The following is a 19648-nucleotide window of genomic DNA, read 5'->3' as shown; positions in this document are numbered from 1 at the left end:
CCAATTCCGCATGGTCGCCGGGCAATCGCTTCTAGCGCCCGGCGGCCACACAGGTGAGCATCGGGGTGTCATATTCGTGAAGGGGTGTTCGATGAAGCTTCGCCCGATCGTCCGGGGACTCTGCCTGTGCGGCCTGCTCGCCGGGCCCTTCATCGCCGCCCACGGCGCAACGACGGGGGCCACCGCCTTCGACGCCCTGGTGGCGCAGCGCTGGGAGTACCAGCTGAAGGAAAGTCCGGAACTCGCCACCACGATCGGCGACTATCGCTACAACGACCGCTGGACCGACTACTCACCCGCCCACGTGGTGGACGACCGCAAGGCCACCGAAGCCTTCCTCAAACGTTTCGACGCGGTGGACCCCACGGACCTGGACGAGCAACGCCGGCTCAGCCGCGACATGGCGATCCGCGAACTGCAGGACCGCCTGGAAGCGATCCGCCTGAAAAACTACGAGATGCCGCTCGACCAGATCGGCGGCGCCCATCTCGCCCTCCCCGGTTTCGTCTCGACCATTCCCTTCGACAGCACGGCGCATTACGAGGACTACCTCAAGCGTCTTGAAGCCGTCCCCAGGGCTATCGACCAGATGATCGCCGCCTCGCGCCTGGGCATGGCGGATGGATTGATGCAGCCACGCTACCTCCTGGAAAAGGTGATCAAGCAGGCCCAGGACATCGCCGCCGCGAAAGACGAGGACAACGTCTTCGGCCAGCCCGTGACGCAGTTCCCGAAGAGCGTTTCCGCCGCCGACCAGGCCCGGTTGCGCAAGGCGATCCTCGCCGCCGTCGACGACAAGGTGCGGCCGGCGTACCGCAAGCTGGCCGACTTCGTCGCGAAGGAATACGCGCCGCACGGCCGCAGCCAGGAAGGCATCTGGTCGCTGCCCGACGGCGATGCGCGCTACCGCTTCGCCATCCACACACAGACGACCACCGAGCTGTCCCCGCAGCGCATCCACCAGATCGGCCTGGACGAGGTGAAGCGCATCGAAGGCGAGATGACCGCCATCGCGCACAAGCTCGGCTATGCGGACCTCGCCGCCTTGCGCAAGGCCGTGGCCAGCGATCGCAAGCTGTATGCGGGTTCGCGCGAGCAGATCCTCGACGACTACCGGACGTACATCGCGGGCATGCAGCCGGAGTTGCCCAAGCTGTTCGGCACCCTGCCGAAGACAGCGCTTCGGGTACAGGCGGTGGAGCGTTACCGTGAAAAGGATGCCGCCGGCGCGGAATACCATCAGGGCACACCCGACGGTTCGCGTCCCGGCATCGTCTTCGTCAACACCGGCGACTACGAACAGCGTGGCCTGTACACGATCGAGGACACCGCCTACCACGAAGGCGTGCCCGGGCATCACCTGCAGATCTCCATCGCGCAGACCCTGCCCCTGCCGCCGTTCCGCCAACAGGCGGGCTACAACGCGTACATCGAGGGCTGGGCGCTCTATGCCGAGCAGCTGGCGAAGGACGTGGGCTTCTACAAGGATGCCTACGAGGATTACGGCCGGTTGAGCGGCGAACTGCTGCGTGCCGATCGCCTCGTGCTGGACACGGGGACGCACGCGCTGCATTGGAACCGGCAACAGATGATCGATTTCTTCCACGCCCATCCGGCCGAGGACGAACCGAGCATGCAGGCCGAGACCGACCGCTACATCGCGTGGCCGGGCCAGGCGCTCGGTTACAAGCTGGGCCAGCTGAAATTCCTCGAACTCCGCCAGCGCGCACGGAAGGAACTCGGGGACCGCTTCGACATCCGCGCCTTCCACGACCAGATGCTCTCCGGTGGCGCCATGCCGCTGGACATGCTGGACGCGCGCACCAACGCATGGATCGCCGCCGTGAAAGCCGGAAAGACCAACCAACCCTGAGCGGAGATCGCCGTGCCCCTATCCGTTGCCCGCGTGGCCTGCCTGCTTGGACTCATCCTAGGCGCCCTGCCCATCGCCCACGCCACGGAGGATGCGAACCAACGGTTCGAGGCGATCTATAAACGCGAATGGACCTGGCGCCAGCAGCAGTTCGCCGGGGCCGATGACGAGGACGGTCCCGGCCGTGCCTCGTCGAACCTCCCCAAGGTGGACGCCGCCACGCAGGAAGCACGCGAACGGTACTGGGCCGACGTGCTGAAGCAACTGCAGGCGATCGACCCGAAACAACTGCGCGGGGAAGGCCCGGTCGACTACGCGGTCTACCGGCAGCAGGTCGAGGTCCTGCTCGCCGACCAGCGCGACAAGACGTGGCAGATGCCGTTCAACGCGGACTCGGCGTTCTGGAGCAACCTCGGTTTCAGCGCGCGCGGCACCTTCTTGCGCGAGGACGATTACCGGCATTACCTGGGCAAGCTGCGTGACATCCCGCGCTACTTCGACGACCAGATCGCCAACATGCGCCGGGGCATGGCGCGGGGATTCACCCAGCCGAAGCTCATCGTCGAAAGCCAGTACGACGGCATCCAGCAGACCGCCGGAACGAAGGGAGAAGCCAACCTCTTCTATACGCCGTTCCAGAAGATGCCGGCCAGCGTGCCTGCCGCCGAACAGGCCAGGTTGCGCGCGGAAGCGCTCGCCGTCATCGATACGCAGGTGATCCCGTCGTATGCGAAGCTGCTGCGTTTCCTGCGCGAGGAGTACGCGCCGAAGGCACGCGCCAGCCTCGCCGCCGTGGACCTGCCCGACGGCGAGGCGTTCTACCGGTCGCAGATACTCGAATACACCACGCTCGACATGAGCCCCGATGCGATCCACGCGCTGGGCCTGAAGGAGATGGCCTCGATCCACCAGCAGATGCTCGACATCATCGAGGAGGTGGGATTCAAGGGAAGCTTCGCCGATTTCCTCCAGTTCCTGCGCAGCGATCCGCGCTTCTACGCGAAGACACCGGACGAACTGCTCAAGGACGCGGCGTGGATAGCGAAGGAAGTGGACGGCGTGGTCGGCGACTATATCGGCCGCTTGCCGCGCCGGCGATTCGCGATCAAGCCCGTCCCCGCCGATCTCGCCCCGATCTACACCGGCGGGCGCGGCGGGCCCGGTATCTACCTGGTCAACACGTACAACCTTCCCGCCCGTCCGCTCTACTCGCTGCCCGCGCTGACCTTGCACGAATCCTCGCCGGGCCATGCGCTGCAAATGCCCTTGGCCGCTGAGATGGACGGTCTTCCGGACTTCCGCCGCTATACGTATATCTCCGCCTATGGCGAAGGCTGGGCGTTGTACTGCGAGTACCTGGGCCAGGAGATGGGCATCTACCACACTCCCTACGAACGCTTCGGTTACCTCAGCTACCAGGCATGGCGCGCCGCGCGCCTGGTGGTCGACACCGGTATCCACCAGATGCACTGGACACGCGAGCAGGCACGCCAGTACCTGCGCGACAACACGGCCCTGGCCGAGCACGAGATCGATACGGAAGTGGACCGCTACATCGCATGGCCCGCCCAGGCGCTCTCGTACTACCTCGGTGAGATGGCGATCCGCGACGGCCGCTCGAAAGCGGAGAAGGCGCTCGGCAAGCGCTTCGACATCCGCGCCTTCCACGACACCGTGCTATCGACGGGTTCGGTGCCGCTTCCCGTGCTGGCGGCACGGATCGACGCCTTCATCGACAGCGGCGGCAAGTCGCCCTACGCAGGAAAGGATCACTGACCATGGCCGACGCTTCCGCACCGCCGCAGGGCAGGTTTCATAAGCAACTCAGCCTGGTGGACCTCACCTTCATCGGCCTCGGCGCCATCTTCGGTTCGGGCTGGCTCTTCGCCGCCAGCCACGTCAGCGCATTGGCGGGGCCGGCAGGCATCCTCTCGTGGGTGATCGGCGGCGTGGCCGTATTGTTGCTCGGGCTGGTGTACTGCGAGCTGGGCGCCGCGCTTCCCCGCGCCGGTGGGGCCGTGCGCTATCCGGAGTATTCGCACGGTCCGTTGCTTGGCTCGTTGATGGGCTTCATCACGCTGATCGCGTTCTCCAGCCTGATCGCGATCGAGGTGGTGGCCTGCCGCCAGTATGCAGCGGCCTGGATGCCGGCGCTGAACGTGCCCGGCAGTTCGCACGCCAGCCTTCTCGGATGGATCGTGCAGTTCGCCCTGCTCGCGGCGTTCTTCGTTCTGAACTACTTCAGCGTGAAGGCGTTCGCCAAGGCGAACAACATCGTCAGCATTTTCAAGTTCGTCGTGCCCCTGCTGGTCATCGTGCTGCTGTTGACGCACTTCCATCCGGACAACCTGACCCTCCATGGCATCGCCCCGAACGGCCTATCGGGCGTGGAGGCGGCGATCTCGGCAGGCGGCATCATCTTCGCCTACCTGGGCCTGACGCCGATCGTGTCGGTCGCCAGCGAGGTGCGCGATCCACAACGCACGATCCCCATCGCATTGATCCTTTCCGTGGTGCTGTCCACGGTGATCTACGTGCTGCTCCAACTCGCGTTCCTCGGCGGCATTCCCACCGAATTGCTGGCTGGAGGATGGGCCGGCGTGGACAAGGCCTTCGCCCTGCCGTACCACGACATCGCCATGGCCCTCGGCCTGGGCTGGCTGGCCACGCTGGTGGTGTGCGACGCGGTGATCTCGCCCAGCGGCACGGGCAACATCTACATGAACGCCACGCCGCGCATCGTCTATGGCTGGGCTCGCAGCGGATCGTTCCTTCCGGTCCTCACGCGTATCGACCGCGAGTCGGGCATCCCGCGGCCAGCGCTCTGGCTGACCTTCGCACTGTCGGTGTTCTGGACCCTCCCGTTTCCTTCATGGGAGGCGCTGATCCAGGTGGTTTCCGCGGCCCTGGTGCTCAGCTACGCCGTCGCCCCGGTAACCGTCGCCGCCCTGCGCCGCAATGCACCGGGCCTCGCTCGGCCGTTCCGGGTCAAGGCCTTCGGCCTGATCGGACCGCTCTCCTTCGCCGTGGCGGCGCTGATCGTCTATTGGTCCACGTGGGCCACGGTGTCGTGGCTACTGGGCTTGCAGATCGTGATGTTCGCCGCTTACGTCGCATACAAACTGGTGACAGGCGGCGAGCGCTCCTCGCTGGTCCGCAACGTGCGGTCCTCGCTCTGGCTCATCGGCTTTTACGCATTGACGATGATCGTCTCGTGGCTGGGCACGTTCGGTGGCATGGGCGTCATCGCGCATCCATGGGATTCCCTCGTCGTACTGGTCATGGCGACGGGCATCTATTACTGGGGCGCGAACACCGGCGTCCCGGCCCACGAACTTGCCCTGGACGACGACGATGAGTGAGCGCGGCGATGAGACTGCCATGGACCGGCGCCACTTCCTCCGTGTGCTGGCGGCAACGGGCGCCGCCGCCAGCCTGGGTCCGCTGACGGCGGAAGCGTTCGCGCCGCACCCCACCTCGGCGGTTCGCGGGACCACGTTGCCTGTGCGTGTTCCGCTTGCCGGCGTTCCGCGCGAGCACCTCGTCGGCCTGCCCGGTTTTCGCCTGCAAGGGCGCGACTGGAAGGTGGGCGAGGACCTGTCCCACCCGGACGGCCCGATCGTGCTCCACGATGGCACGCAGGCCTGCGTGATCGGCAAGCGCACCGAAGCCACCTACGACGAAGCCGCGCAACCCTACTTCGGCATGAAACTGGCCGATGTCGCACTGGCCGGGGCAGACCTCCTCGCGGAGCATCTCCTTGCACGGGGCGAACCGGACGAGACGCAGGTACGCCTGGCCGCGCCGCCGGCGGCATCGTCGCTGGACCCCGAGAACTACTACGGCCGCCTGCCCTGGACCAGCTTCGTCGGCACCCGCCAATGCGCGGACACCATGCCCGTCTATACCTCCGGAAGCACGCGCACGTATCACGCGGACCAGGTCTTCGCCGATCTGCACGACCCGAAGAAGGTCGCGCGCCGGCGCGAGGGCTTGCTGGGCGGCTGGCTGCCCGCGGTGCACAAGGTCGTGCCGCTGGACGACGGCCGCTGGTACGACGTGCTCGTGTTCGCCGACGTGGACGCCAACGACCGTTTCGTCGTGCAGACCTGGCACCGGACCGCGCTGGTCGAACAAGGCCGTTTCACCCGCGTGGTCTACGGACACAGCTACCCCGCCTATCCCCCGCGCCGAGAACCGCCGCAGGCCGATGCCTTCTACGCGGCGCTGCTGCGCTTCCACGACTACTGGCATGCCCAGCTGACCGACCTCCCGCCCGTGCGTGTCCCCGTGGCGGGATGGTCCGACATGGCCGCCCATGCCTTCGCCCGGGAACTGGTGGTTCGTCCGGATGGCACCTACCCCAAGTACGGGGCTGTCGACCGCGACTACTACGGCAACGAATACGACGGCTTCCAGGACACCTTCACCAGTTCGCTCTACGCCAACCTGGAATGGGGCCGTTTCGAGCAGGCCGCCGCCGTGCTGGACGGCTATTTCCGCGACTTCGTCCAGGACGACGGCATGATCAACATGCGCGGCGCGGAGACGGGGCAGTTCGGCCTGACCCTTTCGCTCCTGGCGCGCTACCTGCGTTACACGAGCGACGCGTCCCTCCTGCGCAAGCACCGCATGAAGATCGAGGCCACGGTCGCGACGCTGCTGGAATTGCATGACGAGAGCCTGCGCCTTCCCGCCAGCGATCCCGGACACGGACTGATCCACGGCTGGAACGAATCGGATGCCTGTCTGTTTCCCGATCCGGCACTCTGGTGGAAACCCTACTACGCCAACAGCGCACTCGCCGCCCGTGGCCTGCTCGACCTCGCCGCCGTCTGGCCCGATGTCGAGGCGAACGCTGCAAATGCCGCCTCGATGTGGAAGACGCACGCCGAAGCATTGGCCCGGCGCGTGGAAGAAAGCGTGCGTGCCAACATCCGCCACGACCTGAAACCGCCCTACGTTCCGCCGTTGCCGGGCGTCAGGCTCACCTTCCGCGAATCGCTCGCGCAGGAAAAGCCCAGCGAGCAACAATGGCCACACCGGGTCTACGCCGAGCTCCTGCAAGCCGACGTGCTATCCGACGACCTCGCCAACGTGGTCATCGATGGCATGCGCGGCCATGGCGCCACCACCCTCGGCGTGGTCGCGAACATCGGGCCCGTCGACCCGAAAAGCAGGGATATCCTTGGTTTCATCTCCTATGGCTATGCACAGCAACTGTTGCGCCTGGGCCGCGTCGACGAGTACCTGCTGTTTCTTTATGCGCATCGCCACCATGCGCATACGCCCGGCAGCTGGACGGCCGGCGAGGTCGCCGACATCACCGGCGGCATGCCGTTGTTCTGCATGCCCGCGCAGATGACGATCCCGCTGCTGCTGCGCTGGGCCTTCGTCTTCGACGACAGCGCGGGCGAGACGCTGTGGCTGGCCCGTGCGATTCCCCACGCGTGGCTCGATACCGGCGAGCCGGTGAGTCTGGACGCCGCTCCCACGCGCTGGGGGCGCTGCGGCGTCACGCTGAGGAAGGACGGTTCGCAGCTGTCCGCAACGGTCACCTTGCCGGCTGACGCGAATCCCAAAGCCATCTGGATCAGCCTGCGCGGTGCGGGTCCCCACGTTCACATCGACGGCGAAACCGTCGCGGAAGCCGACCGGCGTGGCGATGCCATCCGCCTGCACGGAAAACCGGGACAGATCCTGCGCATCGTGTCGACTATGCGGGATTCCGCATCGAGCATCCGCAAATGACACAAGACAGCACGGTCGTGTGACCGCACGATGAAAGCGCGCATCGGGGGATGTGCGTCATCACGTTGGGGAGAAGCATGCAAGGTGTCGATCGGAGAAGGCGTTTCCTGAAGGCGAGCGCATCCACGCTTGCCGGCGCCCTGTTGGCGACGCCGTTGCGCGCCTTCGACACCGCCGATCCGGCCGGCACCGCGACCGCCGCCGTGCGCGACAAGCCTGTCAACCGGATGCAAGCCTTCGCGCTCGACCGTGTGACACTCCTGGACAGCGATTTCCGCCGCGCCGCCACGATCAACCTGGACTACCTGCACAGCCTGCCGGTGGACCGGCTCGCGCGGGCCTTCCTCGTGCAAGCCGGCAAGCCGACCAACGCCGCCCCGCTCGGTGGCTGGGAGAAACCCGACTGCGAACTGCGTGGCCACTTCAGTGGCGGCCATTACCTTTCCGCGGCGGCGTTGGCGTGGGCCGCCCAGGGCGATGCCGTCCTGAAAGCGCGTGGCGATGAACTGGTTGGCATCCTCGCTTCCTGCCAACGATCCAACGGTTACCTCAGCGCGTTCCCCGAAAGCTTCTTCGACCGCCTGAGCCGCGGCGAAAAGGTCTGGGCGCCGTTCTACACCATCCACAAGATCCAGGCCGGCATGCTCGACATGTACCGGCTCGCCGGCAACCGCCAGGCGCTGGATGTCGCCACCGGTATCGGCAACTGGACCGTGCGCTGGCTGAACGGGTTCTCCGATACGGAGATCGCGCACATCCTGAAGACCGAATACGGCGGCATGAACGAGTCGATGTACGACCTGTATGCCATCACCGGCAACAGCCGTTACCTGGATGCCGCGCATCGTTTCGACCAGGCATCGCTTTTCGAGCCGCTGGCCGCGCACCGCGACGAGTTGAAGGGTCTGCATAGCAACACGCAGATCCCGAAGATTCTCGGCGCCGCGCGCCGCTACGAACTGACGGGCGAACCCCGTTATCGCCGCATCGCCGAGTATTTCTGGGAAACGGTGACGCAGAACCGATGTTATGCCACCGGCGGTTCCAGCAACGACGAATTCTGGAAGACCGGCCCCGGCGACCTCAAGGGCCAACTCGGACTGTATGCCGCCGAGTGCTGCGTCGCCTACAACCTGTTGAAGCTGACCCGCCATGTCTACGCGTGGAATGGCGATCCGCGTGCGTTCGACTATTACGAGCGCACGCTCTACAACGCACGCCTTGGCACCCAGGATGCCAAGGGCATGAAGCTCTACTACTACTCGCTGCAGCCGGGCGGCGCGAAGTTCTACAACTCGCCCACCGATTCGTTCTGGTGCTGCACCGGGTCCGGCGCCGAGGAATTCGCCCGCTTCAACGACGCCATCTACGCGCATGACGGCGACGAACTGCACGTGAACCTCTACATCGCCTCGGAACTGCGCTGGCCCGAACGCGGCTTGCGCGTGGTCCAACGCACCGAGTTCCCGAAGGAACCCTCCAGCGCGTTCGAGTTCACGCTCGACGATCCTCGCGAACTGACGGTGAATCTGCGCATTCCTTCCTGGGTCGCGCCAGGCGCCAGCGTTGCGTTGAACGGCACGCCACTGGATGTGTTCGCCTCGCCGGGAAGCTACCTGACCCTCAAGCGCCACTGGCAAACCGGCGATCGCCTCACCATCACCCTGCCGATGCGCCTGCATGCCATGCCGTTGCCGGGCGACGACAGCCTCCAGGCCGTGCTCTACGGTCCGCTGGTGCTCGCCGCCCGGCTCGGCGGCAAGGGGCTGACGCACGACCAGCAGTACGGCAAGTACGACGCGAGCCCATCGCCCGAACCGAAAGCCCAAGCCGCACCCCGCATCGCCATGGACGGACCGGACCGACTCGACTGGCTGACGCCGGCCGACGAGCCGCTGACGTTCCGCGCGAACACGCGCGACGGCATGCTGTCCGTGATCCCGCTTCACCAGATCCAGGGTGAACGCTACGCCGTCTATTGGCAGGCCGACATGCCTGCCGACGGCACGAGCTGAGCCCCTGCGATCGCGCAGCCGCGCGATCGCGTTCCAACTCCCGAGGCCGCGGTCCCGCCGCGCCCCTGAGCGATCGGTCCCATGCCGAGCGCCGAGCGAACTCGCCCGTCTTTCGTACGCCCACCGTCAACGAGGGAAGCCATGCACCAGCGCCACAGCGATTCGCCCGACCACACGCCCCGCCGCCACGTGCTGGGTCACGCCGTACGTGCAACCCTCCTCATCGGTCTCATCAGCGGTGCCGGAACACTGCACGCGCAGGACGCTGCCGGCGGCGACGCCGCTGAAGCGAGCAAGGCCAAGGACCTGGAAGGCATCACCGTCACCGGTTCGCGCATCCGCCGCGTGGACGTGGAGACGGCCAACCCCGTGGTCACCCTCGATCGCGCGGCCATCGAGGCCACCGGCAAGGCCACGCTCGGCGACCTGGTACAGGAACTGCCCTCGATCGCGGGCAACGCCACCAATCCCAACACCAACAACGGCGGCGGCACGGGCGCCTCCACCGTCTCGCTGCGTGGCCTCGGCGAGAAACGCACCCTCGTGCTCGTCAACGGCATCCGCCTCGCGTACAACGACGTGAACGCCATTCCGGCGAACATGATCGATCGCATCGAGGTGCTCAGCGACGGTGCTTCCGCGATCTACGGTTCCGATGCGATCGGGGGCGTGGTCAACTTCATCCTGCGCGACCATTTCGACGGAGTACAGATCTCCAGCGACTTCGGCACCAGCAAGCGCAGCGACGGCAATCGCCGGAACTTCTCGTTGACCGCCGGCCATACCGGCAAGGACTACGGCGTGATCGCCGGCCTGTCCTACAGCGACATCGACGCCGTCTCGGCCGATGCGCGCAATTACTCCAAGGACGCCCTGTACCTGATCGACGGCGCCCCGGTGAAACAAGGCTCGTCGGCCACGCCGACCGGCTCGGTCAACTTCAACGACGGTTCGGCCGCCTCCAAGGCGTTGGCCGGCACGAACGGCTGCTCGCGCGTCACCCTCAACCCCGGCGTGACCGGCGCCACGGGCCCGGGCGATTTCCATTGCTACACCGGCTCGGACTCGTACAACTACCAGCCATATAACCTGCTGCAAACACCGCAGAAGCGTACCAACGCGTTCCTGCTCGGCCACTACAAGTTCAACGACTACGTACAGGCCTACGTCAACAGCTATTTCAGCAAGACGAAATCCTCGTCGGTGATCGCCCCGATACCGATCTTCGCCAATGGCGACAACTTCCTCGCTTCGGCCAGCAGCTATTACAACCCCTTCGGCGTGGACTTCGGCACCGACCGCGGCACGGGTACGTCCACCAACGACCTGAATACGCGCCTCACCGTGCTGGGCAACCGGCGATACCAATACAACACGTACAACCTCCAGGTGAATCCCGGCCTGCGCGGAAGTTTCGGCGACAGCTCATGGCAATGGGACACCTCGATCAACTATGGGCGCGTGCGACAGGATTCGATCAACTATGGATTCCTCGATTACGCGAAGTTCAACCAGGCTGTCGGCCCATCCTTCATGGATACGGATGGCACGGTGCGTTGCGGCACGGCCGGCAACGCGATCGCCGGCTGCACGCCACTGAACATCTTCAACATCAACGATCCATCCGGCCTGTCCAACCTGCAATCGATGGTGGTGAATCCCTCGGTGGGCAGCGTCTACACCGTGAAACAGCTGGAGGCCAACGCCAACGGCGACCTGTTCGACCTTCCGGCGGGCACGGTGAGCCTCGCCACGGGGCTGTCGTATCGCAAGGAGAGCACGTCCACGAGCGCCGATCCCTTGTGGACAGCGGACGAAAACGGCCTTTGCGGCGTCATCGAGTATTGCGCATCCACCCTGGCCGGACGCTTCAACGTGAAGGAGGCCTACGCCGAAACCCTGATCCCCTTGCTGGCCAACCTGCCCGGCGTGCGCTCGCTCAACCTCACCGTGGGCACGCGCTGGTCCGACTACAGCACCGTGGGCAGCAGCACGAACAGCAAGGTGTCGCTGGAATGGCGTCCCGTGGAAGACCTGCTCCTGCGCGGCACGGTGTCGGAGGTGTTCCGCGCACCGAACACCAGTGAACTCTATGCGGGCGTGGCCGGCGACGCCGCCACGGTGAACGATCCCTGCAACGGCTACACCGGCGGTCACGATGTCGCCTGTGCCAACGTGCCCACCGATGGCAGCTATCGCCAGGCGGATGGCCAGATATCGGGCAAGGCGTCCGGATCGGAAGTGGCCGGCTACCAGCTGAAACCGGAGACGGGCCGTTCATACGACATCGGCCTGGTCTACGACCCACACTGGCTGGAAGGCCTGTCGTTCAGCGTCGACAGCTGGAAGATCAACCTGAAGGACACGATCTCCACGGTTTCCGCGCAGACCGTGCTCAACCAGTGCTATGCCAATCCCTCCAGCGCCTTCTGCGCACTGATCCATCGCAATGGCAACGGCACGATCAACTACGTGGCCGAGCCCACCGTGAACCTGGGCAAGCTCTGGGCCGCCGGTACCGACTTCGCCGCGACCTATCGTCTGCCCGAGACCCGCTACGGACGCTTCACCGCCAGCCTCAACGGCACCTACATGAAGCGTTACGACATCAATCCCGACACCACCGATCCCAGCTCGGTCGTGATCCATAACGCGGGCATCTTCACCTACAGCTATGGCAACTTCCCCCGCTGGCGCGCACTGGGCACGTTGAACTGGTCCCGGGGCGACTGGAGCGCATCGTGGCGCCTGCGCTACGTGGGCCGCAGCCAGATCGGCAACGCGGATCTCCGCCAGGGACTCTCCGCCGACTACGACCAGGCCGGTGTCGAGCGCAAGATCGGCGCGTACGTCTACCACAACGTGCAGGTGGGCTATAACGTCGAATCCTGGCACACGAAGCTGGAGCTGGGCGTGGACAACCTCACCGACAAGCAGCCGCCGTTGTACTACGCGAACAACACGACCAACGCGAATACCGACGTGGCCACTTACGACTTGCTGGGCCGCTTCTACTGGATGCGCGCGACGGTGTCGTTTTGAGGCGGTTGCTTTTCCTGGTCGCGATGCTGTGGTTGGCCGTCGCCGCGTCGTCGGCGGCGCGCGCCGCCACGTCCCTGCCGAGGGTCGTCCACGAGCAGGGCCGCCACGCCCTGCTCGTGGACGGCCGGCCCTACACGGTGCTCGCGGCCCAGTTGCACAATTCCAGCGCCTGGCCAGCCATGCTGCCGGGCGTATGGAACGACGTGCTGGCCCTCCATCCGAACACGCTGGAAGCGCCGGTCTACTGGGAACAGTTCGAACCGGCCCGGGGCCGCTTCGACACCCGCCACGTCGACGCGCTGGTCGAAGGCGCACGGGAACACGGACTGCGCCTGGTCATCTTGTGGTTCGGCAGCTGGAAGAACGGACAGATGCATTACGTTCCGGAATGGATCAAGTCCGATCCCGCCCGCTACCCGCGCGTGCTGGACGAGCACGGCCAGCCGGTCGACGACCTCTCGACCCACGCCACCTCCAACCTGGAAGCCGACAAGGCCGCGTTCGCCGCGTTGATGGCGCATATCGAGCGCATCGATGGCGATCGCCATACCGTGATCATGGTGCAGGTGGAAAACGAGCCGGGCACCATCGGCACGGTTCGCGACCACTCGCCCGCCGCCGAAGAAGCCTTCCTTGGAAACGTGCCCTCCGACCTGGCGAAGGCGCTCGGCAAGCCGGCCGGCAAGACATGGACGGACGTATTCGGGGCGGACGCCGACGAGCAGTTCAACGCCTATGGGATCGCGCGATACATCGACCAGGTGGCGGCTGCCGGCAAGGCAGCGTATCCGCTGCCGATGTACGTCAACACCTGGCTGCGCTACAAGGGCAAGCACCTTCCCGGGAACGATTATCCCAGTGGCGGCGCCACGTGGAACGTCCTGGACCTGTGGAGAGCCAGCGCACCGCACATCGACCTCATCGGCACCGACCTCTACAGCACCGACTACAACGAGTTCACCAAGGTGGTGGGCCAGTACACGCGCGCCGACAATCCGCCATGGATCTCCGAGACCGGCTACGACGCCGGCAACGCGCCCTACCTGTTCCATGTGCTGGCGAACGGCGGCGTCGGCTTCTCCGTCTTCGGCGTCGACAACGATCCCGACACACCGGAGCGCCGCAAGGCCACCCAGGCGCATGCGCGCAATTTCGCGCTCGTGGACTCGATCAATGAGCAGGTCGCGGCCGCCGCCTATCGGGGTACGCTGCGTGCTTCCGTGGAACAACGCGGGCAGCCGAAGCGAACCATCGAACTGGATAACCACTGGCACGCCGATGTCTCCTACGGGGCACCCCGCTGGGGCGATGCGCCCGCTGAACTGCCGGGCACGCCCGACGCGACCGGGCACGTGCTCTTCGTGCCGCTCGGCGCGGACGAGTACCTGGTGGCCGGCTTCGACGCACGCGTCGAGTTCGGCCGCGACCATGCGGACGGACGTCGCGGCCAGCTGCTGCGCGTGGAGGAAGGCAGCTATGTCGAGGGCCGGTGGAAATCGATCCGCTGGTGGAACGGCGACGAGACCGACTACGGGCTCAACTTCACGGACAAGCCCGTGCTCCTCAAGGTCCGGCTCGGTAGCTACTGAGCCGGACCGCGCGCCTCAGCTCAGGAAACCACCGTCGATGGTGAAGCTGGCACCGTTGATGTAACGCGCTTGCGGACCGGCGAGATAGGCCACGAGCGCGCCCACTTCCATCGGCTTACCGAGACGGCCCACCGGAAGCATCGGGATCAGCATGTCCTCGTGGCCAGCCGACATGTCGGTGGCGATCGGTCCGGGCTGCACGTTGTTCACCGTGATGCCGCGCGGGCCCAGGTCGCGGGCCAGTCCACGCGTCATGGCCTGGATGGCGCCTTTCGACGCGCCGTAGATCGAGGCCCCCGGCAGGCCGGCGCGATCGGCCGAAACGCTGCCGACGTTGACGATGCTGCCTCCGTTGCGCAAATGGGCCGCCGCCGCCTTCGTGGCGATGAAGACCGAGCGCACGTTGATCGCGAACAGCCGGTCGAAGTCGGCCAGCGAGGTGTCGTCGAGCGTGGCGTACACGAGCACGCCCGCATTGTTCACCAGGATGTCGAGGCCGCCGGTCGCCTTGGCCGCGTCGTCGATCGCGCCGACGAGCGACGCTTCATCGGCGCTATCGGCACGAACGGCTTCGGCCTTGCCGCCCGTCGCGCGCACTTCGTCCACCAGCGCCTGGGCGGCGTCCGGCGAACGGGCATACGTGAATGTCACATGGGCACCTGCCGCCGCTAGCGAGCGGACGATGCCGGCGCCGATGCCACGGGAACCGCCCGTGACGAACGCGGACCTGCCTTCGAGAACCTGGATGGTCATGACGTACCTCGTTATGGAATGATTAGTCAATAAATGAAGGGAAAAGAAGGGGCCACAGCCCCTGCTCAAGCTACATTCGCGCGCCTGTTAGGGCGCGTGCTGCGTAGCCTATCAAATACTTGACTTATCAGTCCACTATTTTAGCGGGTCGCCAGCGCGCCCAGCGCTACCCTGACGATCCCCCGCAAGACCTCGAAAGATGCGCCGCCCCGCGCCGCCACCTTGAGACCCGACAGGGTCGCAAGGAGGAAATGCGCCGCGTCCGAGGGGTCCAGTCCCGTCGCCAGTTCGCCACGGGCGATGCCGTCGCGAATCCTGCTTTCGAACGCGAGCAGCGTTCGCGCCGTCACATCCGCCGTCACCGCCGCCACATCCGAAGCGGTGGTACCGAACTCGGTTACCGCATGGATGCCGAGGCAGGCCTGTCCGGTACCCGTCGTCGCCTCCTTGGCGAAACGAAGCAGCGCCTGCTCGATACCGTCGAGCACCGAGTCACTGGCGAACATCGCCGAAAGCGTGGCTCCGACGCTGTCTTCCGAGTAACGGCGCAGCGCCTCGAGATACAGCTTCCGCTTGTCGCCGAAGGTGTCGTAAAGGCTTTGACGCCCGATCTTCATCGCGGACAGCAGCATGGGCGTGGTCGTGCCTTCGAAACCGTGCATGGCGAAGGTCTCGATGGCCCGTTGCAGGGCCGTATCCCGGTCGAATTCACGTGGACGCGCCATGCGAGGCCCTTTCTGGAACGAAGAGTCCACAAAGAATACCATCCCGCCCAGGCACCGGCACGTCACGGCTCAAAGTTCGCGGACGATCCTGAAACCGACGCGGGCGTTGCGCAGGTCGGCCGATGCTCCCTGGCGGTACGCGGAGCGGACCATGTCCGGGGCACTGCCCCAGGAACCGCCACGAATCACGCGGCGGCTGCAACCGGGGTTGACCCAGGCCTCGGCCGTGCGTGGCGCGCGGACGTAGTTGTCATGCCAGCAATCCGCCACCCATTCCGAGACATTGCCGCCCATGTCGTAGAGACCGAAGGGATTGGGCGTGAAGCTCATCACCGGCGCCGGTCCCCAATAGCCATCCTTGTAACCCGAGAACGCGTTGCTCCAGCGCCGGCCCGACCCGGAGCGGTCGTTGCCGCCGGTGAGGTTTTCGACACGCGAGCCGGGATTGCCGTCGCCCCACCAGTAGCGGGTGGTGCTGCCGGCGCGCAGTGAGTATTCGAATTCCGCCTCGCTCGGCAGGCGGTACTTCTTGCCCGTGCGCTGCGAGAGCCAGTCGGCGTACGCCTTGGCGTCGTTCCACGATACGTTGATCACGGGCAGCCGTTCCTGTCCCGGCTTGCCCGCGTAGTCGTCCTGCCAGGTGACCGAGGGGTCGTCGCGAAGTCCGCCGCTCTGCTCGTCGTACACGCTACCGCCGCCCATCGACTGCGACTGCGGCACATAGCCGGACGAACGCACGAAATCGCGGAACTGGCCGATGGTGACGCTGCTGCGCGCCATGGCGAAACCCTTGTCGACCCGTACCTCGTGCACGGGCGCCTCGTCGGCGTCGTGCCCGGTCTCGCCATCGGGCGAGCCCATGAGGAACTTGCCGGTGGGAACCACGACCATCGCCGGCGCCTGCCCCGTGGAATCGATGAAACGGTCTGCGAACACCTGGCCCGGCTTGTAACTGGAATAGAGCTTCGCGTTGGTCACCCGCTCGTTGAAGTCATCGATCCCGGCCAGGTCGGGACTCACCTGTTGCGCCTTGGCCGCCAGTTGCTGGGCGAGGTCGATATTGCCGGCATCGAGGGCCGAACGGGCCTGCGCGAGCATCGCCGTGGCGCTCTGCCGGCGCATGCCCTCGATGCGCCCACGCGTGTCCTGCAACGCCTGCGACTCCGGCGCGATGGTGGCGGCCTCCGCCAGCGCCGCGTCGACGGCGGCGAAGTCGTTCTGCGCGACAGCCGCCAGTGCCTTGTCCAACACGCTGCGTTGCACGGTGGTGATGCCCTGCTCGGCCACCGCGTTCTCCGGATCGATCTGGAGCACGTCGCGATAGGTATCCAGTGCGCTGTCGCCGCGTGGCTGGCTGGCCTTCCCCTCCTGCAGCTGGGTGGCAGCCTTGCCGAGCAGCGGGCGGACCTTGTCGAGCACGGCCAGTTTCTGCTGCAAGGGCGCGGCATCCTTGGCGCTGGACGGAAGCGACTTGAGCGCCGCCAGCGATTCACGCGCGGCGTCGGCGTCGCCCAGGGCGATGTCCTGCTCGATCTCCGCGGCGAGGCGCGCGCGCACCTCGTTCATGCCCTCCAGGGCGCGCTGGCTATCCGCCTTTTCCTTGAGCGCACTGGTGAAGAGCACGGCGGCACTGTCCTTGCCGCCCACCAGCCGATCGACCGCCAACGCCTTGTCGGCTCGATCGAGCAAGGCCGTGAGTTCCGGCGAATCCGGCGTCTTCTGCGCGGGCAGCTCGATCTCGTTGGTCTTCTCGCGGCGGCGTGCGGCGATCACCGAGGCCGGGGCGAGCATGATCGGTGGCCCGGCGTCGATCTCGGACACCACCGCCGGCGGCGCGGCTTGCGGACGCTGGTCGAAGCCCATCACGGTGGGCTGCCCGCGCAGCGGCGAGCGCGAGGTGTTCTGCGTGGGCCGGACGTGCAGGGCCTGCGGGAAGAAATGGTAGAACAGCGCGAACGCGAGCACGGCGACGCCCAACGCGCCGCCAATGGCGCGCTGTCGGCGGACGGTCTCGTTATTCGGCATGGTGGGCGGTTCCGTGCAGGCCTGCTATCGTGCGCTGCCACCTTAGGGAATCGCGCGCGGCAGGGCAACACGAACGTCGGCGCGCTCCCAAGTTCAACAAGGACGCCTGCATGACATCGAGCGAACTCGCTCCCGACGCCCCCTGGATCGACCGCCGCGAGGCGCTGGATGCCTGGATCGCCCCTATCGGCCCCGCCGCCGTCGTCGGGCTGGACACGGAATTCATGCGGCGCAATACCTTCTATCCCCAACTGGCATTGCTCCAGCTCGCCCACGACGGGCGATACGCGTTGATCGACCCCCTCGCCGTACCCCTGGCCGATGCCCTGACGCCGACTTTCGCGACGCAGCCCGTGGTCACCGTGATGCACAGCGCGGGCGAAGACCTGGAAGCGATGTCGCCATGCCTGCCGGATGGCCCGCATACGTTGTTCGACACGCAAATCGCGGCCGCCTTCGTCGGCATGGGCCTGGGCATCAGTTACCGCGCGCTGGTGGCCGAGTTGGTCGGCGCCGAACTCGACAAGGGCGAAACCCGCAGCGACTGGCTGCAGCGTCCGCTCACCGAATCGCAGAAACTCTACGCCGCGCTGGATGTCGTCCACCTGCACCCCGTGCACGCCATCCTGGCCGAGCGCCTGGACGAGCGCGGCCGCACCGGCTGGCATGCCGAGGATTGCGCGCGCATGAAGCGCCGTGCAAGCCACCGCGAAGGCGATCCGCAACCACAACGCGGGTTCAAGGCGGCCAGCGAATGGCCAGCGGAGAAACAAGCCCTGCTCCGCCGCGTGCTGCGCTGGCGCGAAACCACGGCGCGCGAACTGGACAAGCCGCGCTCGTGGCTCCTGGAGGATGTCCAGGCGCTCGACCTCGCCGGCAGCATCCCCGGCACGCAGGCAAACCTCGACGAACGAACCCGCGGCACCCGTGCCCTGCGTTCCGCGCAGCGGCAGGAACTGTTCGAGCTCCTGCGACGTCCGGTGGATACCGACGAAGTCGCCGCCACGGCCCCTGTCGTCGGCCATCCCTTGGGTGAGTCGAAGCGAGCCATCAACGAGATGCGTAGCGCCGTCGACACGCTCGCCACGCAACTCGACATTCCCCCGGGCCTGCTATGCGCGCGTCGCTCGATGGAGGAATTCGTGATGACCGGCGCATGGCCCGAAGCTTTGGAAGGCTGGCGCCGCGAGATCCTCTTCGAACGCCTGTCGGCGCTTCTGCCGTAACGAAAAAACCGCCGGCGCCATTCTCGTAACGCCCGGCGGATCTCCTTCCTCCAGCCCCTTCTCAGCGCCGCTTCAACAGGTCCTGCACCATCAGCGCGCCACCGAATTGCTGCAGCAATCCGCCTTCGGCGATCGTGCCGAGGACAATCGGGCTGAATCCCAGCGAGGCGACCAGCGAGGCCACGGTGCCGTTCGCCCCGGCATGATCCCCTGAAACGAAGAGCACCCGGCTACCTCCATCTCGCCGCGGGTCCTCGGCAAGTACGGGCGCGGGCAAGGTATTGAACGCCTTGACCACCTGCGCGCCAGGAAACGACGTCTGCACGATGGCCGTGGACGGACGGCCGCCGAGGTCACGTGGTCTGAAGGCCGGAAACTCGATGGCATTGGTGGCGTCGACCACGATCTTTCCCGTCCAGTCGGCGCGCAGCGCCGCGACGTCGGCCACCGCGTCGAAGGGCACGGCAAGGATCACGATGTCGGCTTCGAGCGCGCGACCGATATCGACCGGCGTGACCCGCGTGGTGAAGTCTTCGTGGAATGAATCCGGGCCCCTGCGGTTGGCGATGACGGCGGCAATGCCGCTGCGGGCGAACTGGGTGGCAAGGGCGCCGCCGATGGCGCCCGACCCGATGATGGCGTAGTTCAT

General features: G+C 66.1%; 12 protein-coding genes. 8 read left to right on the top strand and 4 right to left on the bottom strand.

What is annotated here, in order from left to right:
• Nucleotides 1-91 precede the first annotated feature (91 nt).
• The 7 genes from J2T07_RS00390 to J2T07_RS00360 all read left to right on the top strand — a co-directional run bounded on the left by J2T07_RS00390 (nucleotide 92) and on the right by J2T07_RS00360 (nucleotide 14270).
• The gene (locus J2T07_RS00390; protein WP_306846436.1) at nucleotides 92-1873 is read left to right on the top strand and encodes a DUF885 domain-containing protein; all 1782 of its coding nucleotides are present in this window, start codon (nucleotides 92-94) and stop codon (nucleotides 1871-1873) included.
• Nucleotides 1874-1885: 12 nt separating this feature from the next.
• The gene (locus tag J2T07_RS00385; protein WP_430539294.1) at nucleotides 1886-3649 is read left to right on the top strand and encodes a DUF885 domain-containing protein; all 1764 of its coding nucleotides are present in this window, start codon (nucleotides 1886-1888) and stop codon (nucleotides 3647-3649) included.
• A gap of 2 nt (nucleotides 3650-3651) precedes the next feature.
• Entirely contained in the window at nucleotides 3652-5235 is a 1584-nt protein-coding gene (locus tag J2T07_RS00380; RefSeq protein WP_306846434.1) for an APC family permease, read from the top strand.
• A gap of 19 nt (nucleotides 5236-5254) precedes the next feature.
• Nucleotides 5255-7624: a twin-arginine translocation signal domain-containing protein gene (locus J2T07_RS00375; RefSeq protein ID WP_306846432.1), complete on the top strand. Its 2370-nt coding sequence runs from the start codon at nucleotides 5255-5257 to the stop codon at nucleotides 7622-7624.
• A gap of 77 nt (nucleotides 7625-7701) precedes the next feature.
• Nucleotides 7702-9639 carry a glycoside hydrolase family 127 protein gene (locus tag J2T07_RS00370; RefSeq protein ID WP_306846430.1) on the top strand — a complete coding sequence of 646 codons (1938 nt, stop codon included), beginning with the start codon at nucleotides 7702-7704 and terminating at the stop codon, nucleotides 9637-9639.
• A gap of 141 nt (nucleotides 9640-9780) precedes the next feature.
• The gene (locus J2T07_RS00365; protein WP_306846428.1) at nucleotides 9781-12681 is read left to right on the top strand and encodes a TonB-dependent receptor domain-containing protein; all 2901 of its coding nucleotides are present in this window, start codon (nucleotides 9781-9783) and stop codon (nucleotides 12679-12681) included.
• A gap of 23 nt (nucleotides 12682-12704) precedes the next feature.
• A complete protein-coding gene (locus J2T07_RS00360) occupies nucleotides 12705-14270 on the top strand; it encodes a DUF5597 domain-containing protein (protein WP_306847909.1) in 1566 nt (521 codons plus the stop codon).
• Between the two features lie 15 nt (nucleotides 14271-14285).
• Here the strand turns inward: J2T07_RS00360 and J2T07_RS00355 are convergent, their stop codons facing one another.
• The 3 genes from J2T07_RS00355 to J2T07_RS00345 form a co-directional block, all read right to left on the bottom strand.
• Nucleotides 14286-15023 carry a 3-oxoacyl-ACP reductase family protein gene (locus J2T07_RS00355; RefSeq protein ID WP_306846426.1) on the bottom strand — a complete coding sequence of 246 codons (738 nt, stop codon included), beginning with the start codon at nucleotides 15021-15023 and terminating at the stop codon, nucleotides 14286-14288.
• 140 nt (nucleotides 15024-15163) lie between these two features.
• Nucleotides 15164-15748: a TetR/AcrR family transcriptional regulator gene (locus tag J2T07_RS00350; RefSeq protein WP_306846424.1), complete on the bottom strand. Its 585-nt coding sequence runs from the start codon at nucleotides 15746-15748 to the stop codon at nucleotides 15164-15166.
• 69 nt (nucleotides 15749-15817) lie between these two features.
• On the bottom strand, nucleotides 15818-17773 hold the full coding sequence (locus J2T07_RS00345) for a formylglycine-generating enzyme family protein (protein WP_306846422.1): 1956 nt from the start codon (nucleotides 17771-17773) through the stop codon (nucleotides 15818-15820).
• A gap of 110 nt (nucleotides 17774-17883) precedes the next feature.
• Between J2T07_RS00345 and J2T07_RS00340 the strand changes: the two genes are divergently transcribed.
• On the top strand, nucleotides 17884-18999 hold the full coding sequence (locus J2T07_RS00340; protein WP_306846420.1) for a ribonuclease D: 1116 nt from the start codon (nucleotides 17884-17886) through the stop codon (nucleotides 18997-18999).
• 61 nt (nucleotides 19000-19060) lie between these two features.
• On the opposite strand, the gene J2T07_RS00335 is transcribed toward J2T07_RS00340, so the two are convergent.
• On the bottom strand, nucleotides 19061-19648 hold the full coding sequence (locus J2T07_RS00335) for an NADPH-dependent F420 reductase (protein ID WP_306846419.1): 588 nt from the start codon (nucleotides 19646-19648) through the stop codon (nucleotides 19061-19063).

The organism is Luteibacter jiangsuensis (assembly GCF_030812295.1).
In the GTDB taxonomy this organism is placed as follows: domain Bacteria; phylum Pseudomonadota; class Gammaproteobacteria; order Xanthomonadales; family Rhodanobacteraceae; genus Luteibacter; species Luteibacter jiangsuensis_A.
The sequence above is the reverse complement of the archived record's forward strand: the minus strand, read 5'-3'. Positions and strand labels throughout refer to the sequence as shown.

Bases quoted from the DNA above. Each gene is read 5' to 3' on its own strand.
- J2T07_RS00390 (WP_306846436.1), top strand. From the start codon at position 92: ATGAAGCTTCGCCCGATCGTCCGGGGACTCTGCCTGTGCGGCCTGCTC.
- J2T07_RS00380 (WP_306846434.1), top strand. From the start codon at position 3,652: ATGGCCGACGCTTCCGCACCGCCGCAGGGCAGGTTTCATAAGCAACTC.
- J2T07_RS00375 (WP_306846432.1), top strand. From the start codon at position 5,255: ATGGACCGGCGCCACTTCCTCCGTGTGCTGGCGGCAACGGGCGCCGCC.
- J2T07_RS00370 (WP_306846430.1), top strand. From the start codon at position 7,702: ATGCAAGGTGTCGATCGGAGAAGGCGTTTCCTGAAGGCGAGCGCATCC.
- J2T07_RS00365 (WP_306846428.1), top strand. From the start codon at position 9,781: ATGCACCAGCGCCACAGCGATTCGCCCGACCACACGCCCCGCCGCCAC.
- J2T07_RS00360 (WP_306847909.1), top strand. From the start codon at position 12,705: ATGCTGTGGTTGGCCGTCGCCGCGTCGTCGGCGGCGCGCGCCGCCACG.
- J2T07_RS00355 (WP_306846426.1), bottom strand. From the start codon at position 15,023: ATGACCATCCAGGTTCTCGAAGGCAGGTCCGCGTTCGTCACGGGCGGT.
- J2T07_RS00350 (WP_306846424.1), bottom strand. From the start codon at position 15,748: ATGGCGCGTCCACGTGAATTCGACCGGGATACGGCCCTGCAACGGGCC.
- J2T07_RS00345 (WP_306846422.1), bottom strand. From the start codon at position 17,773: ATGCCGAATAACGAGACCGTCCGCCGACAGCGCGCCATTGGCGGCGCG.
- J2T07_RS00340 (WP_306846420.1), top strand. From the start codon at position 17,884: ATGACATCGAGCGAACTCGCTCCCGACGCCCCCTGGATCGACCGCCGC.
- J2T07_RS00335 (WP_306846419.1), bottom strand. From the start codon at position 19,648: ATGAACTACGCCATCATCGGGTCGGGCGCCATCGGCGGCGCCCTTGCC.